Source organism: Ruegeria sp. SATB027, from assembly GCF_059613825.1.
Genome location: NZ_JBXWTH010000077.1, coordinates 1 through 15,703, shown reverse-complemented (window position 1 = coordinate 15,703; position 15,703 = coordinate 1). Strand labels below are relative to the sequence as shown.

Genomic DNA, 15,703 nt, shown 5'->3' with positions numbered 1-15,703 from the left:
CAGGTTTTCTCATTCCCGTGATCAAATCGGGACGGAACCTGTTAGGGCCACAAGGGATCAGAACCGACGCCTAAGCGGTCTGACTCCGCATCTCCATATATAGACCCTGATTAGCTGCCCGTAAAGTAGGGATGGCAAAAGCAAAGTATATTAGCGACTTCGAGCGCGACGTTATGCGCATCGGTGTAGCAAATGGCCACAAAGCGCCGACAATCGCCCGCTTTCTGAAGCGTGGTAAAATGGTTGTTTACAACCACATAAAGGCAATGGAGGCCGATGGAACCATAGGTGATTTGCCCCTCTGCTTTATCGCTGACGAAATAGCCGAAGCGATTCGCAAGGCAGATCGGCCATGAGTTCAAATCGCGACCCAAAATGGAAGAAAAAAGGTTACCAGAACGAGGCCGAATATCGGGCCGCGTGTTCTGCAACAAAGAAGACTGAACGGGCGGCTATGGCCGCATCGAAGGCCAATCATAGCGCCTCTAGGGTCTTGCAAGTTATGTGGCGCGCGGCGGAGTTCGACCGGCCAACCGTGACGATCACCAAAGAGCAGATCATGGCAAAGGCACCGTGTAGCTTAAGCAGCGTCAAACGTGCCCTGAAGGAACTACGCGAAGAAGGCAGCATTCGCCCAGCAAAAAACTGGCAAGGCGGAAGTGGTGTAGCGACTACATGGAAGCTCTGTGTGCCGGGTTCAAACACCACACCCGCAGACAATCAAATTGAAGTAATGGAAGCCAAGCGCAAGCGAGAGGCCGCGTGGCAGTTCCTAAAGGGCAAGTACGGCCCGGTGAAGGCGCTGGAACTGATGGGGGAGCCGGATGAGTGAGCCTGTGGATAAGTTCTCACACCGCAAAAAAGGGGGTGCAATTTGGACCAAAAAGGGGGTGCAAATTGGACCAAAAAGGGGGTGCAAATTGGACCCCCCATCCATGGTTTTCCACGAAAACCACCACGCCAGTTCTGTGAACTGTCGATAGGGTGAGTGGCCCTAGTCGGGCCACACGGACGATACGCACGGGGGCGGAGAGGTCGCAGTAGAGGCAGGCGCACGGCCCGCGTGGGGAGGGGTTGGCGCGGGATGATGCGCCCGCCTGAGAGTGCGGAGTTTTGGGGGCCTTCGGCCCGCTGAGAATAGTGGAAGGGCGGAAAATTTCGTCCTTCAGGTCAACCAAAGGGAAATCGGAAAGGCAGTATATGGATTGGGAACATCGGAACATCTGGGTGCGCAAGGTGGACGATTGGTTGCTTAGGGTGATCCAGATCACGCCATCCCGATATACCTGGGCGGTGATCGACGCGCGCCGCGACCGCGTGAACGGGAAACAGGTCGAGGCAGGGGAGTGCAGATTGAAGCGCCGCGCCTTTGAAGCCGCGCAAAAGGCGCTTTCTCGTCAACTTGATCGGGCAAAGACCCAGCCCGCGACCACGAACGCGACGAGAGCGCGCGTTTTACACTGATTTTCGGGCCAATCGGAAACAATGCGCAGTCGATCGGATCTGTAGGTTTCCAGATTCGAAACGAATTCAGTAGGGCAGGGGGGTTCCTCTGCCCTTTTGCACGGCAGGGGAGGGGGGTTTGCGATGCTTGAACCCTGTCAAATGTCATAAATGGACAAAAAGCGCGTCATTTTTGACATCGGCCAAAGTGCCACATCCGAAGTTAATGGCCTTGCAACCTAACCGTGTGTCTGCAACGTATACCTTACGTATATACATACGACATACAAAAGGAACAAACGATGGGTACGAAAGAACTGGCACCACTCGCCAAACAGTTGCGCGACCGGGGGCAAGCACTGAAAGCCGCTGGAACTATGAAACAGATTGCCGAGGGGCCGAAGCTGATTGAAGACACAGCCGACCTGCTGGTGTCCGTATGTGAGCGGCTGGACGCTCTGACGCCCTACGTGGACGAAGTGGCATGACGGTCACGCCTTCGCCGGGATATGCCACGCGGCAGGATGCGAAGGAAGAAATTCGCATCGCTAGGGGCATCGCAAACCAGAAGCGCAAGAGCGCGCGTTTGAACGACCTGAAAACGCGCATTCAAAATCAAAAGAGAAAGGCCAAGTCATGCCGAACCTAGCAGCTAAGACCCACGTTGCGGACGGGGCGTGTGGTGGATGCGGAAAGACCGTCCATATCCTGCTGAACAAGAACGGCAACGCCTACTATTTCTGTCCGTGGTCGGATGAAATGGGGCACCCGTGCAGCCACCATGAGCGCTGGGGCAAAGCCCACAGCCAAAAATTCCAACGCGACTTCCTGAAAGGACGCCCAGCCAATGACAATGCCGCGCCAAAAGAGACCGAAGCCCCAGCCGACGCCATCGCCGCAAACGACAACCGACCCCCAGAAACAGCCAGAGACGGAAATAAGCCCGGTGGAAGCCTCTATGAACAGCTTACAGCCTGACACCCCCGAAATTGACGTTCAGCCCGCTGACGGGCCGGAAAACGGCCCCGCTGGCGATTTTGACCTGTCGCACATGTCTGCAATCCGCGCGCCTGAACTGGAAACGGGCGAAGGCGGCGAGGATGCGGTTGTGCAGGTTGACGAAGGCGGAACGCCGCTGAACGTCGACAAGGCGGTTGAGCTGATGAGCAAGGAAGCCTTTTACGTGGTATTTCGCACCGCGTTTCAGGCGCCGGGTTTTGTCAGTCTGGACTTGCAGCCATTGGCAATCCAGCCGGGGGAGGAATCGACCGCCCGCGAAGCCTCAAACGCAACTTATGAACTGCTTGAAATCTACTATCCCAAAGCCCTGATGCCGGGTGGCGATAACTTCGCCCGCCTGATGGTGGCCGGATCGTTCATTGCTGGCAAAATCATGATCCTGCGATTGATCCTGATGGAGCGCCGACGCGCCCGCATGGCACCCCCGCCAGTAGCGCAGAGGCGCGCGCCAGAGCCACGCGCCGCCAATACGGATGCACCCCCGCCTGATGGCATGGTTGACCCCACAGCATGGGCGCAAAATGAACGGGAGCCGGTAGCAGCATGAGCGCGTTATCTAACGTAGGGCGCATAGGCGTCTGGGGCCGCTCTGGATCGGGTAAATCATCCTATGTAAAGGCCCTGATCCGTGACCGGAAACGCATGGTGATTTTTGACCCGCTGGACGAGTACCAAGGCGAACTTTCACACGTGGCAACCGTGCGCCACAATCACCGCGCCGCGCTGGATGATGTCCGTAAAAAGATGGTGTCCAATTGGGCCGGGTTTCGGGTCGCTTATGTCCCGCCAACAGCCCGCGAACCTGCCGCCCTTTCGGCGCTCTGTCGGTTGCTCTTGGCGGCACAACAGCCGTTCAAGGATCGGCAGGCCGGGGCGCTGCCTATGACGCTTGTTGTCGAGGAAATGAACCTGTCGTTTCCGGTCGCTGGCGGCGTCGAGAAATGTCCGGGCTTTGCAGAGATTTGTTCGCGCGGTCGGCACTACGGCATTGAAGTGATCGGCATCAGTCAGCGGATTGCCGAGGTGGCAACCCGATTCCGTAACAACTGCACGGAAACGATTGTTCTGGCGCAGAAAGGGCCGCGCGATGTGGACGCGGCCACGCAAGAGACAGGCGGTGACAAATCCCGTGTGACCGGGTTGCAAAATCTCGAATTCCTGCACGAGAACAAAGGCGCGGTACATAAGGGTAAAATTACCTTCAAAGGGGGCAGGGCGATTATTTCGGCCTGACCTGAATTTTCCTATGTAAGGTAACGTTACCTTATGTAGGTTTTGAGATCGCGCAAATGCGGTTCATTGCTGGCCCTCGTTCGAAACCGAGAGGGCCAGCCTTCATGCGAAAAACCTTTCTGACAACCGTAGCCGCTGGCGTTGTGTCCGGCGTTCTAGTCGCTGTCATCATGCGCAACTTGGCACCCTCTCAACAAACCGCCTTCATTCCAACGAAGGCCAAAACGCGAGAGTATTATGCTTAAAAAAGGTGATCTGAAACTTGTCGGTCTGATGGTGATCGGCGTGATCGGCGCGGGGCTGGTGATGAGCCAGTTTGGCGACGTTCCGGGCATCAAAGAAGCCCGCAACGGCTTCGACTACTGAGGCCGCGCACATGACCCAGCAAGTCAAGAAAATGCCAACACCGGGCGGCGTTGGCCCCGGTCAAACGGCAACCGTTTCCCTGCCTATCGGCCTGACCTATCAGCGGTTCTACATTGAACTGAACGTTGACAGCACGCCGCGCGACATTCCTGTCGCTGAGTGGGGCGATTATGTCGGTGAAATCCGCCTGTTGGTTGACGGTGAAGTCACCTACCAGATGGACGCGGCAGACATTGTTGCGCTGAACAAGTTCTACAATCAGCCGATGATTGCCGGAACCCTGCCTATCTTCCTGTCGCGCCCGTGGATGCGGACAATGGATGGCGAGGATCAAACAGCCTACGGCACTGGCGAAAACACGGTTTCGACCTTCACAATTGAAATGGACCTCAAGGCAGGCAAACAGTTCAATTCGTTGCAGGTGTACGCCAAACAGTCGCCTTCGCGCCCTTGGGGAACTCACCTGCGTGTTCGTCGTTACACGCATCCGCAATCACTGGTTGGCATTGCCGAGATTTCGGACATTCCGCGCTCGGCCTATCACATGCTGGCAATGCACGTGAACACGGATGCGATTGACCGGGCTGAAGTGCTGGTCAATGACAACAAGGTTCTGGACTACGGCAAATCCGTTCGCCGCACCCACAACCGGATTGCGGGCCGCACAGAGCAGGCAGGCTTTACGCATATGGACTTTGTAGCCGAGAACCGCGCGGTTGAAGCTTTGCCCATGAACGTTGCTGATTTCCGCCTGAAACTCGATTTCACCGCGATTGGCAATTACACGATCTACGCCGAGTCCATCGCGCGTTGATCTGAATGAGCGTGGCGGGCCTTGGCCCGTCCCGCCAAATCGGGAGACTTCACTTTGACAGCAAAACTCGCACACCCAAACTCGCAATTGCCAGATGGCTATCAATTGCGACCGGGGGCAATCAACAATTCGCCTTATCAGTTGCCGGAAAAGTACCGATCTAAGCAGCCTTACGGACTTGCCAGCATCTGGGAGTCATTGAAGGGCGGCGGTGCAAAGGGCTATGAACTTGGCGTTCTGGACACGGGCGGAGCCCCTACGGTGAACACGGCACAGGTGGACGGTTCGTCGGACTTTCTGAACAAGCTTTCAGACTTTGGGCGCGACCTGCTTTCGTCTATCGGCGGCAAGCCGGAGGGTCAGCCGCAGGTGGTTCCGGCGTCCTACGGTGGCGGTTCCGGCGGCGTAGATTTGCGCATGGTCGCAATGATCGGTCTTGCCGGGGCGGTGGTTTACTATGCCACCAAGTCTTGAGGAGGAAAGCACCGTGGCGGGCCTTCCACCTCTGTCCTTTAGCGGTGGCCCCAGCGCGTCGGATGCGACGGCTACGGGTGGCCGCAATCGGACCTACACCGGGTCTTTCAGCTTCAAATCAGGGCCAAACATTGTGCAACAGGCGTTGCCTTTGCTGGCAATGGGCGCGGTGGCATGGCTGATCTTTCGCCGGAAATAACCTTTCGTGCGGCCAGTTGGTCAATGCTGGCCGCACGTGACTTGGCGCTGATTGCGGATCTGGACCAAACGGACGTCCGCATATTTGCGGAGGCGGTCGGGGCAGGGCGGTTTCAATTGCTTGATGTTCTTCACCGCGGGGAACGCAAGGGGTGCATCATCTGGACGGTTGAGCAAGAGGGCGACGGGTGCGCGGTGGTGATCAACGCGGCGGCTTGCCAAGCGATACCTGGCCTAAATCTGACAGCGGTCATTGCGGACACTTTCGGCATGATCGGGCGGCAGATCGGCGCAAGCTGCATTCGGTGCTGGACCGTCCGCGAAGGTATGCGGCGCAAGCTGGAAAAAATGGGCGCGACCAAGCGCTATGTAATGGAGATTGAACTAAATGGGCGGCAGTAGCAGCAGCAGTAGCAGTTCAAACACGAACTACAACACCGATGGCCGCGTCGCCGCTGATAACGGTTCCTACGGCATCAGTTCGCAAGGTGACGTGCATTTGAACGTGGTTGCGGATGAGGCGTTTGAACTCGGGCAAGACGCTATCCAGCGGGCCTTGGATAGCGCCGACAATATCGCGCGGCTCGGGCATGAAAACGGCGAGTTACTCGCCAAGCATTTGTCCGAAAACTCGGGGCTTGTTGTCGGCACCCTGAACAAGAACACGGAACTGGTCGGAAAGACCCTTTCCGACGCCCTTGTGGCGGCTCAACAGAACGGGAAATCAGAAGCCGGTCAGATTTCCGAACAGTTGATCAAGATCGGCATTCCAGCGGCGGCAATCGCCTTTGCAGTAGCGAGCGTTTTGAAAAAATGAGTTCCACATATTCAACCCAAACCCTGACAATCCCGGCAAGCGGTTCCGTTCAGATCAACCGCGCGGCTGAATTCCTGATTTGCTACTCGGCAAGCCACAAGTTCCGGGTGCGCTTTGGCGATGGTGCAACTTCCGAGTTTCAGGCCGGTTTGAAGTTCCGCGAAGTGTTCAATCTGGTTGAAGTGATCAACCCAGACCCGGCAAACCCTCTTACGGTAGAACTCGGGTTCGGTAAGGGCGATATTGACGATGCGCGGCTTGTTTTGTCTGGCGATATCGTCACAACCGTTCAATCGGGAAATGTCACGGTGAGCGGCACCGTGGACGTTGGCAACGAGCTTGCAGTAGCGCCGAAAGTTCCAGATGGAATGCAAGGGCCATATGGCTATGTGACCGTAGCGGCATCCTCAACAGTGCTGGTTGTCGGACCTAACGCAAAACGGCGGCGTGTTTGGCTGTATGTCGGCGCGGCAAATACCGTTTTTGTCAATATCTGCGGACAGGTCACGGGTGATCCGGTCCAGCAAGGCGGCTTGCCGATATATGGCGGTGATCGGATCGCGCTTGAAACAACTGGCCCGGTCTATGTCTCAAATTCGACCGGAACCGTGGTGAATATCGCCATCCTTGAAGAGGTGTTCATCTGATGGGCGCGTTCGGCGCATTGGTGACGGGCGGCGCATTGGCCGGGGCGGCTTACCTCTATCTCGAAATTGAGAAGGACAAGGCGGCGGCGCAACTGCCTCCACCACCCCCGCCAGAGGCTGAAAAGCCGGGATACAAGAACGCGGCGCTTTGGGCCCCGCTGTTGGAATTCGGAGTGGAAGAAATCGTGAACCGTTGGAATAGTTCGGAAAAGGGCGACGGGGGCCGCGTCAAAGGCTTCCTAAGCGGGTTGTTTGGTGGCGGCAATGACAGTCCCGCCAGTGGTGGCAAATCGTCTGGAACGATCATCCCAGCCGCGTATTCGCCGCAGCCACACAGCGCGCCCAGGACGAACGGATTGGAAGGCCGCTTGCTGAACCTGATTGGACGGCTGGAAGCGCCGCAAGGATACGATCAGGTTTGGGGTGGTATTGGCGCGAAGGATCGACCGCCAAAGCGCTTAACGTCCATGACAGTGGCGGAGGTTTTGGCGTGGCAGGACAGTATAGATCATCGCTACAATTCGGAAGCGGCAGGCCGCTATCAAATTCTTGAAGATACTTTGCGGGGTATGGTTCGGAGCGGCGTTGTCAATCCTAACGCCAAATTCAATGCCGCGACACAGGATCGGCTTGCGGTTCACCTGATGGACCGTCGCGGCCTGAGCGCCTATAAGGCCGGTCGGATCGACAAGTACAAATTCGCTCAAAACCTCAGCAAGGAATGGGCGTCTTTGCCCGCCATCACGAAAGATAAGCGCGGGCGTCCGGCAAACGGGCAAAGTTACTACGCTGGCGATGGCTTGAATAGGGCCGGGACAACACAGGCGGCGGTTCTCAATGCCATTGTGGGGGCGGCGTAATGGTCGCGCCTTTGATCTGGATCGGCGGCTTGCTGGCCGGGGGCTATGTTCTCGGTCAGGCGTCAAATGCGGCGGAAAGCACCGCCAAGCTGGCCAAATGGGGCGCGGCTGGCGGCGCGGTGTACGTGTCCTATCTGGCCCTGAAATCGTCGGGGGCGTTGAAATGATCGACGCAGGCACCGGACTTCTTGTCGCGGCGGCTCTGGCAAACACAGGGCTGTTGACCGGCATATTCTTTCGACTTGGCGTCTTTTCCCGTGGTCATGACGATCACGGGCGGCGCATCGGAAATCTCGAAAATCATGTATTCTCAGGAGGTAAACAGACATGATGAAAGCTTTGGTCCAATCAATGATGGTTCGCCAGACCGTAGGGTCACTGATCCGCCACGGTATGACCGTTGCAGGCGGTTATCTGATCGCAGATGGCTACGTTGATGAAAGCACGTGGCAAACTGTGACAGGCGGCGCAATGGCGCTGGGTGGCGTGGCGCTGTCCGTAGCCGAAAAGAAATTCAGCATTCGTTTCTGAGGGTTAACTCAGACCGAGAATGACGAAGCCGGGGCGATTGCTCCGGCTTTTTTCTTATATACCGATACCAGCTGACGGCCGGCGCAAGATCCGCGAGCTGAAGGAGGGGTTGAAAGTATATAAAATTTCGGTCATTAAGGACGAATAACGAGCGGATGAACAAGAAAGGACGGGTACAACTCTCAGGCGAACGCGCATAACAATGATTATGTTGTTTTTACGGGGATGTATCCAGTTGGCAGTTTTCGCTTAACGGCAAATTCTCACAGTTTCGGAACCTCGAATCCGGTTCTTCCGCATCTTAACAATCTGGAACTCAATATTAAGGGTCACTTTCGAGAATTCAAACTTTCTCAGGCCGGAAAAACCGATGTTTTCTTGACTGTTCCATAAACAAAGCTGGTGTCGATCGAAGCTATTCCGCCGATCGGGTGAATTCGGTTTCGAATAAAGTCCTCGTATGCTTCGAGGTCTGATACCAATACCCGCAACTGGTAATCCATTGCGCCGGTCAGCACGTGGCATTCTAGAACTTCATCGATCATCCGAACGCGTTTTTCGAATTTCTGCACATCTGTTTCATTGTGCCGCTCAAGCCGGATGCGGACAAAGACGGTAATCGCCATCCCGTATGCGGCAGCGTCCACATCGGCGCTGTATCCTTTTATGACACCGCTGGCCTCAAGGTTTTTGACCCGTCGCAGACACGGCGAAGGAGACAGATTGACCTCATCAGCAAGATCCTGGTTCGTCATACGCCCGTCCCGCTGCAATGCTCGAATGATCTGCCTGTCTTTGGCGTCCATTTTCTTTCCTGTTTTAGCATAATATGCCAATATTAACCACTAATGTGGCATTTTTTGCAACCCATTGCTCAAAGTAAAGGCGCAAAGTGGTAACAACTTAGATCAGGAGCTCACCGTGACCCACACAACCGGATTTGCCACTCGCGCCATTCATCATGCCTACAACCCATTTGAAAACGATGGTGCGCTGACCCCGCCCCTCCACTTAACCTCAACCTTCTCCTTCGAAACCGCAGAGGCCGGCGGTGAAATGTTTGCTGGTGAGCGCGCAGGTCATATCTATAGTCGGATATCGAACCCTACTTGTGACCTTCTTGAAAAGCGTATTGCCGTGCTGGAAGGTGCCGAGGCTGGGCTTGCACTGTCCAGCGGGATGGGCGCAATTACCGCCGTACTTTGGACCCTGCTGTCGCCAGGTGACGAAGTCATTGTCGACAAGACGCTCTACGGCTGCACATTCGCTTTCATGCGCCACGGTCTGGCAAAATGGGGTGTCACTATTACCCATGTAGACATGACGGACCCTGCGAACCTGAAAGCCGCTGTTTCCGAAAAAACCCGCGTCGTCTATTTTGAAACCCCAGCCAATCCAAACATGCGCTTGGTGGATATCGCCGCCAGTTCAGAGATTGCACATTCTGTTGGTGCGCAGGTTGTGGTCGACAATACATATGCCAGCCCCTATCTGACCCGCCCGATCGAGCACGGCGCGGATATCGTCCTGCACTCCGCCACCAAATATCTGGGCGGGCATGGCGATGTGGTCGCGGGTCTTGTGGTCGGAACCGTCGAGCAGATTTCTGAGATCCGGCTTGTCGGCATGAAGGACATGACAGGCGCAGTGATGGCACCTTTCAACGCAATGCTGATCCTGCGTGGACTGAAGACACTGAACCTGCGACTGGATCGCCACTGTGCGTCCGCCAAGGTGGTTGCCGATTACCTTCAGGCACATCCGGCCGTCAGTGAGGTTTATTTCCCGGGGCTTGAGAGTTTTGCCCAGCACGATGTCGCACAACGGCAGATGTCGCAGCCCGGCGCCATGATCGCCTTTGAAATCAAGTCTGGCCTGTCCGGTGGCATCGAGTTCATGAACCGCCTGAACATGATCCAGCGCGCCGTGTCCTTGGGGGACGCAGAAACCCTGATCCAGCACCCGGCATCCATGACTCATTCGACTTATACTGCGGAAGAACGGGCAGAACATGGGATCAGCGACGGTCTGATCCGTCTTTCCGTCGGGTTGGAAGACGTTGATGACATCCTTGCGGACTTGGAGCAAGCTCTGCCCTACCCTGCCCGCAGTGCCGCATGAACCCGGAGACCACCATGCCATATGATCCCAAGCTGTTGAAAATCGTTGAACAGCGTCTGCTGTGGTTGTCGCATTGGATGATCCACCATGCCAATCATATCCGGCCCAAGGTTGATGGGATAAAGGTTGGTGGTCACCAAGCGTCGTCCGCGTCGATGGTTTCGATCATGACTGCGCTATACTTTTCGGCTTTGCGTCCCGAAGATCGGGTTGCGGTCAAACCGCATGCGTCACCGGTTTTCCACGCGATGCAGTACCTCATGGGCAACCAGACCCGCGAAAAGATGGAAAACTTTCGCGGGTTTGGCGGCGTGCAAAGTTATCCCAGCCGGACAAAGGATATCGATGATGTCGACTTCTCGACAGGTTCGGTAGGTTTGGGTGTCGCGATCACCTCGTTTGCTTCGATCATTCAGGACTACGTCAAGGCCAAAAATTGGGGGGCAGATGCCCCGATGGGGCGCATGGTGGCGCTTGTAGGCGACGCTGAACTGGATGAAGGCAACGTATACGAAGCGTTGCAGGAAGGCTGGAAAAACGGCCTGCGCAACACGTGGTGGATTATCGACTACAATCGGCAGTCGCTTGACGGCATCGTTCGTGAAGGATTGTTCGAACGGATCGAAAAAATCTTTGATGCCTTCGGATGGGATGTTGTGCGCGTGAAGCACGGCGTGTTGCAGCGCGCGGCCTTCAAAGAACCTGGCGGCGATCGGCTGCGAGACTGGATTGATGCTTGCTCGAACCAGGAATACTCGGCCCTGACGTTCATGGGTGGCGAGGTTTGGCGAAAGCGCCTCATGGACGATCTTGGGGATCAGGGGGATGTGACGGCGCTGATCGAACGGCGCACAGATGCCGAACTCGCTGCATTGATGGAAAACCTCGGCGGCAACTGCGTTGAGACCATGGCCCAAACTTTTGCCGCCATCGAACATGACCGCCCAACCTGTTTCCTTGCATATACCGTAAAGGGATGGGGCACGCCAATTGCGGGCCACAAGGACAACCACGGCGGGCTGATGAACAACAGCCAGTTCGTCGCGTGGCAAGAACATATGGGCGTGCCCGCCGGCGAGGAATGGGAGCCGCTTGCGGCAGTGCAGGACCCGGAGGCGCTGAAAGACTTTCTGTCGAAAGTTCCCTTCTTTGCCAAAGGTCCGCGACGCTATTTCGATGACAAGCTGGATGTTCCATCCATTGACATTGACACAAGCCGCGAAATTTCTACCCAAATGGCTTTCGGCAAGATTTTGGATGACTTGTCGAAAGGCGACAGCCAATTGGCCGAGCGCATCCTGACGACGTCTCCTGATGTCACAGGCACAACAAACCTTGGCCCGTGGGTAAACCGGCGCAAACTGTTTGCCAGATCCGAGCAAGCCGACGCTTTTATTGAGCATCGTATCCCCTCGACGGCAAAATGGGAATTTACTCCCGAAGGGCAACATATCGAGCTTGGTATTGCCGAGATGAACCTCATGTTGCTTTTGGGCGCTGCGGGCCTTTCGCATTCCCTGTTCGGCAAGCGGCTAATCCCGATCGGTACTGTGTATGACCCCTTTGTCAGCCGTGGCCTCGATGCGCTCAATTATGCTTGTTATCAGGATGCGCGCTTTATGCTGGTCGGCACGCCTTCGGGCATAACGCTGGCCCCAGAAGGCGGCGCGCATCAATCCATTGCCACACCTTTGATCGGGATGAGCCAGGACGGGCTGGCGGCCTTTGAGCCAGCCTTTGCTGATGAACTGGCGGTGATCATGGAGTGGGCCTTTGACTACCTGCAGCGTGATGGCGAAGGGCAACCGGACGAACGCACCTGGCTGCGTGACGAAACAGGCGGTTCGGTTTATCTGCGCTTGACGACAAACCCGATTGAACAGCCTGGCAAACGCGTGGACGATGAGTTCCGTCAAGGTGCTATTGATGGCGCATACTGGTTGCGAAAACCGGGGCCGAATTGCGAGGTCGTAATCGCCTATCAGGGGGCCGTTGCACCCGAAGCGATCAAAGCCGCTGGCGTGATGGGCGAAGGACGCAAAGACATCGGAGTGCTGGCGGTGACTTCGGCAGACCGGCTAAACGCCGGGTGGACGGCAGCGCAACGGGCGCGATCGCGCGGCAATCAGGCGGCTCGGTCCCACATCGAAACTTTGATGTCCGGTCTGCCGCGCCACTGCAAGCTGGTTACCGTGATTGACGGCCACCCCGCGACATTGTCTTGGCTGGGTGCCGTACAGGGACATCAGACCATCCCATTGGGGGTCGAACATTTTGGTCAGACAGGGACAATCGGCGACCTCTATCGGCACCATTGCATTGACGCGGACGCTATCCTGGAGAAGGTGAATGGTCTGACCCATGGCAAGGCTTTGCTTCGCACATGAGCGGCGGTGTTGGACGTCACAGCTAGGGCCTTACCCTCAGGGTAATTGGGCCCTTTGTGCAGGCGCGCGCTTGGGTTCGAAGTCCCGAACGAAAGGCACCTTGTTCGAACCAAACTTTTGGGATCTGAGAAGAATTACGACTCGGGACTAAAGAAAAGATCCGCACGTCTTTGCTTCTGTCACTACAGGTGCTCAAAACTGTCGTAGGTATGGACCGCCAGGAAAATCAATTTTGCGTGTATTAAGTCGGCCTATGCACGCTATCCGACCGGTTTTTTGGAAATATTCTTATTCATGTATGCGCTTAATAAAAATGGGTCTGTCCCTCTAGAAGGTAACTCTTGAATCGCCGTTAATATTGTAGTTTGCAGGAGACACTCCAGTACGCGTTTGCCCCAAAAAGAACACTTTGTTCGAGCAGTTTCAGCGCAATCAATAACACCTAATTTCTAAGACAGAAAAATGGCCACCGTTACAACAATCCCCAGACCGTCTGTAAGTTCTCCGCTCAGCTCTATCCAGGGAACCTATGCATATGGTGACGGGAATCCGTCGACCGCGACGGTGATTTCCTACAGTTTCGGGCACTTCTCTGATACGCAGGCTTGGTCATCAGAGTATAAGGCGGAGTTCCGTGCGGCGCTGGCCGCAATAGAAGCCGTTGCAAACATTACTTTTGTCGAAGTCACCTCTGGTTTCGCTGACTTGGTTGAGGTTCTCGCGCCTTCTTCATTCTTTGAAAACCCGCGAACTCTCGGATTTCATTATTCGCCATCGAGCGGGACATCCTATGGCGCGTTCAACACATCATACTGGACTGCTTCTTTCAACGGAAACGGTGATCCGGGCGGGTATTTCTTTACTACTTTGGTCCATGAATTAGGTCACGCCCTTGGGTTGGGGCATCCTCATGACACCGGATTGGGTACAACCGTGTTGAGCGGTGTAACGTCGCCATTCGACTCGTTTGGGGCGGCGGGCCTCAATCAGGGTGTCTACACTGTGATGTCGTATAACGATGGATGGACTTCACAAAACGGGGGGCTACACTTTAACGCAACGTACGGTGGTTCAACGGGGCTTGGGGCTTTGGATATTGCCGCGTTGCAGGCCATGTATGGGGCGAATACTTCATATAATTCCGGGGGCAATACCTACACACTTCCCTCTGCAAACGTCGCAGGAACTGGGTATCAGGCCATTTGGGATACTGGCGGGATTGACACAATACAACATGTTGGCAGTTCGAACGCACACATAGATCTCCGGGCCGCCACATTGGACTATTCCGTCACCGGAGGTGGGCTGATTTCGCATGCGGCTGGAATAAAAGGTGGTTTCACAATCGCGCATGGTGTTGTGATTGAAAATGCGTCTGGCGGATCGGGTGCTGATACTATTGTCGGCAATACCGCTCAGAACGTCTTGCGCGGGAACGACGGAAACGACACCATTCACTCGCTGTCCAACGGAAGCAATAACAACACCATCTATGGCGGCCAAGGCAACGATATCATTTTTGTGGCCCAAGGTACCGGCGCTGACCAGGTCTTTGGGGACCAGGGCAATGATCTGGCTGTTGTGCAGAGCAACGCAGGTACGTTTACAGGTGGAACCGGCACAGACACTGTCAGATTTGTCAGCGCGATAAGTAACTATTTATTCTTTGAAAACGGCGTCTTGTATGAGTTTTTGGACGTCATAACGCGTACAACCTTCACGATTGCAGACGACGTAGAGTTGGTCCAGTTTCTTGACGGGTTACAGCAGTATACCCGGTCGAATATCAAGTCTGCAATGCAGCTTTCAGATATTGATACACAGGGAACGACGTTACAACATGCCAGCCAAGGGCTTTATGTGCTGGATGGTGGAAGTTCGAACATTGCGTTGATTTATGGTGGCCAGTCTATTGGGCAGAACTCGCTAGCGGGCTGGCAGGCGCTTCAGGCCGAAGCCTCGGGCGGTGGCTACAAGGTGCTGTGGCAAAATGCGAACGGGTCATATGCTGAATGGACCACGGATGCCTCGGGGCAATACCAAGGCGGCGTTACCATTGCCAATGTTGTGGATGTCGAGGCCTTTTATGGTGTTGATCTGAACAATGATGGCCAGACCGGCCACGCCATAACCAATATCGAGACCAGCGGGTCGACCACACTCGCGTCTTCAACCCGCGGTGAATATCTGATCAACGGTACCATCAACCTGACGTACAATGGCAATACAATTGGGCCAGACAGCCTGACGGGCTGGCAGGCGCTTCAGGCCGAAGCCTCGGGCGGTGGCTACAAGGTGCTGTGGCAAAATGCGAACGGGTCATATGCTGAATGGACCACGGATGCCTCGGGGCAATACCAAGGCGGTGTTAGCATCGCCAATGTTGTGGATGTCGAGGCCTTTTATGGTGTTGATCTGAACAATGACGGCCAGACCGGCCACGCCATAACCAATATCGAGACCAGCGGGTCGACCACACTCGCGTCTTCAACCCGCGGTGAGTACCTGATCAACGGTACCATCAACCTGACGTATAATGGCAATACAATTGGGCCAGACAGCCTGCCGGGCTGGCAGGCGCTTCAGGCCGAAGCGTCGGGCGGTGGCTACAAGGTGCTGTGGCAAAATGTGAACGGGTCATATGCTGAATGGACCACGGATGCCTCGGGGCAATATGTTAGCGGGACCGGCATCGCCAATGTCGTGGATGTCGAAGCCTTTTATGGTGTTGATCTGAACAATGACGGCCAGACCGGCCACGCCATAACCAATATCGAGACCAGCGGGTCGAC

The 15,703-nt window shown here is 55.6% G+C and carries 21 protein-coding genes; 20 read left to right on the top strand and 1 reads right to left on the bottom strand.

All coding sequences use genetic code 11. The features are described 5' to 3' along the window. The first annotated feature begins 131 nt into the window (after positions 1 to 131). From AC2FPW_RS19255 to AC2FPW_RS19175, 17 genes are all read left to right on the top strand, one after another. Positions 132 to 356, top strand: coding sequence for a hypothetical protein (locus AC2FPW_RS19255; RefSeq protein ID WP_496814993.1), 225 nt, complete (start codon positions 132 to 134; stop codon positions 354 to 356). Next, complete coding sequence (locus AC2FPW_RS19250; RefSeq protein WP_496814992.1) at positions 353 to 832, top strand: hypothetical protein; 480 nt, start codon at positions 353 to 355, stop codon at positions 830 to 832. Before AC2FPW_RS19255 ends, AC2FPW_RS19250 begins: the two co-directional genes overlap by 4 nt. A 368-nt stretch (positions 833 to 1,200) precedes the next feature. After that, positions 1,201 to 1,464 (top strand): hypothetical protein, encoded by a 264-nt coding sequence (locus AC2FPW_RS19245; protein WP_496814991.1) that lies wholly within the window; start codon positions 1,201 to 1,203, stop codon positions 1,462 to 1,464. Positions 1,465 to 1,745: 281 nt separating this feature from the next. Continuing rightward, positions 1,746 to 1,931, top strand: coding sequence for a hypothetical protein (locus AC2FPW_RS19240; RefSeq protein WP_496814990.1), 186 nt, complete (start codon positions 1,746 to 1,748; stop codon positions 1,929 to 1,931). 148 nt (positions 1,932 to 2,079) lie between these two features. Beyond that, positions 2,080 to 2,421: a recombinase zinc ribbon domain-containing protein gene (locus tag AC2FPW_RS19235; protein WP_496814989.1), complete on the top strand. Its 342-nt coding sequence runs from the start codon at positions 2,080 to 2,082 to the stop codon at positions 2,419 to 2,421. After that, positions 2,402 to 3,010, top strand: coding sequence for a hypothetical protein (locus tag AC2FPW_RS19230; protein WP_496814988.1), 609 nt, complete (start codon positions 2,402 to 2,404; stop codon positions 3,008 to 3,010). The genes AC2FPW_RS19235 and AC2FPW_RS19230 overlap by 20 nt, the downstream gene beginning before the upstream one ends. Then, positions 3,007 to 3,696, top strand: coding sequence for a hypothetical protein (locus tag AC2FPW_RS19225; protein WP_496814987.1), 690 nt, complete (start codon positions 3,007 to 3,009; stop codon positions 3,694 to 3,696). The genes AC2FPW_RS19230 and AC2FPW_RS19225 overlap by 4 nt, the downstream gene beginning before the upstream one ends. 237 nt (positions 3,697 to 3,933) lie before the next feature. Beyond that, a complete protein-coding gene (locus AC2FPW_RS19220) occupies positions 3,934 to 4,062 on the top strand; it encodes a hypothetical protein (RefSeq protein WP_496814986.1) in 129 nt (42 codons plus the stop codon). 10 nt (positions 4,063 to 4,072) lie between these two features. Next, on the top strand, positions 4,073 to 4,876 hold the full coding sequence (locus AC2FPW_RS19215) for a major capsid protein P2 (RefSeq protein ID WP_496814985.1): 804 nt from the start codon (positions 4,073 to 4,075) through the stop codon (positions 4,874 to 4,876). Between the two features lie 54 nt (positions 4,877 to 4,930). After that, a complete protein-coding gene (locus tag AC2FPW_RS19210) occupies positions 4,931 to 5,350 on the top strand; it encodes a hypothetical protein (protein WP_496814984.1) in 420 nt (139 codons plus the stop codon). After that, positions 5,334 to 5,549, top strand: a complete 216-nt coding sequence (locus AC2FPW_RS19205) for a hypothetical protein (protein WP_496814983.1) — start codon at positions 5,334 to 5,336, stop codon at positions 5,547 to 5,549. The genes AC2FPW_RS19210 and AC2FPW_RS19205 overlap by 17 nt, the downstream gene beginning before the upstream one ends. Further along, a complete protein-coding gene (locus tag AC2FPW_RS19200; RefSeq protein ID WP_496814982.1) occupies positions 5,525 to 5,950 on the top strand; it encodes a hypothetical protein in 426 nt (141 codons plus the stop codon). Before AC2FPW_RS19205 ends, AC2FPW_RS19200 begins: the two co-directional genes overlap by 25 nt. Beyond that, on the top strand, positions 5,937 to 6,365 hold the full coding sequence (locus AC2FPW_RS19195; RefSeq protein WP_496814981.1) for a hypothetical protein: 429 nt from the start codon (positions 5,937 to 5,939) through the stop codon (positions 6,363 to 6,365). The genes AC2FPW_RS19200 and AC2FPW_RS19195 overlap by 14 nt, the downstream gene beginning before the upstream one ends. Next, positions 6,362 to 7,012 (top strand): hypothetical protein, encoded by a 651-nt coding sequence (locus AC2FPW_RS19190; RefSeq protein ID WP_496814980.1) that lies wholly within the window; start codon positions 6,362 to 6,364, stop codon positions 7,010 to 7,012. Before AC2FPW_RS19195 ends, AC2FPW_RS19190 begins: the two co-directional genes overlap by 4 nt. Further along, entirely contained in the window at positions 7,012 to 7,872 is an 861-nt protein-coding gene (locus AC2FPW_RS19185) for a hypothetical protein (protein WP_496814979.1), read from the top strand. The genes AC2FPW_RS19190 and AC2FPW_RS19185 overlap by 1 nt, the downstream gene beginning before the upstream one ends. Next, the gene (locus AC2FPW_RS19180; RefSeq protein WP_496814978.1) at positions 7,872 to 8,039 is read left to right on the top strand and encodes a hypothetical protein; all 168 of its coding nucleotides are present in this window, start codon (positions 7,872 to 7,874) and stop codon (positions 8,037 to 8,039) included. Before AC2FPW_RS19185 ends, AC2FPW_RS19180 begins: the two co-directional genes overlap by 1 nt. Positions 8,040 to 8,199: 160 nt before the next feature. Then, positions 8,200 to 8,403, top strand: coding sequence for a Pam3-gp28 family putative phage holin (locus tag AC2FPW_RS19175; RefSeq protein ID WP_496814977.1), 204 nt, complete (start codon positions 8,200 to 8,202; stop codon positions 8,401 to 8,403). Between the two features lie 353 nt (positions 8,404 to 8,756). Here AC2FPW_RS19175 and AC2FPW_RS19170 read toward each other — a convergent pair whose 3' ends face one another. Then, entirely contained in the window at positions 8,757 to 9,209 is a 453-nt protein-coding gene (locus AC2FPW_RS19170) for an Lrp/AsnC family transcriptional regulator (protein WP_480547002.1), read from the bottom strand. 115 nt (positions 9,210 to 9,324) lie between these two features. Between AC2FPW_RS19170 and AC2FPW_RS19165 the strand changes: the two genes are divergently transcribed. The 3 genes from AC2FPW_RS19165 to AC2FPW_RS19155 all read left to right on the top strand — a co-directional run. Continuing rightward, positions 9,325 to 10,524 carry a methionine gamma-lyase gene (locus AC2FPW_RS19165; protein WP_496814976.1) on the top strand — a complete coding sequence of 400 codons (1,200 nt, stop codon included), beginning with the start codon at positions 9,325 to 9,327 and terminating at the stop codon, positions 10,522 to 10,524. A 14-nt stretch (positions 10,525 to 10,538) separates the two neighbouring features. Next, positions 10,539 to 12,911: a thiamine pyrophosphate-binding protein gene (locus tag AC2FPW_RS19160; RefSeq protein ID WP_496814975.1), complete on the top strand. Its 2,373-nt coding sequence runs from the start codon at positions 10,539 to 10,541 to the stop codon at positions 12,909 to 12,911. A gap of 462 nt (positions 12,912 to 13,373) precedes the next feature. After that, a partial coding sequence (locus AC2FPW_RS19155; RefSeq protein ID WP_496814974.1) for a M10 family metallopeptidase C-terminal domain-containing protein occupies positions 13,374 to 15,703 on the top strand: 2,330 nt, incomplete at its 3' end.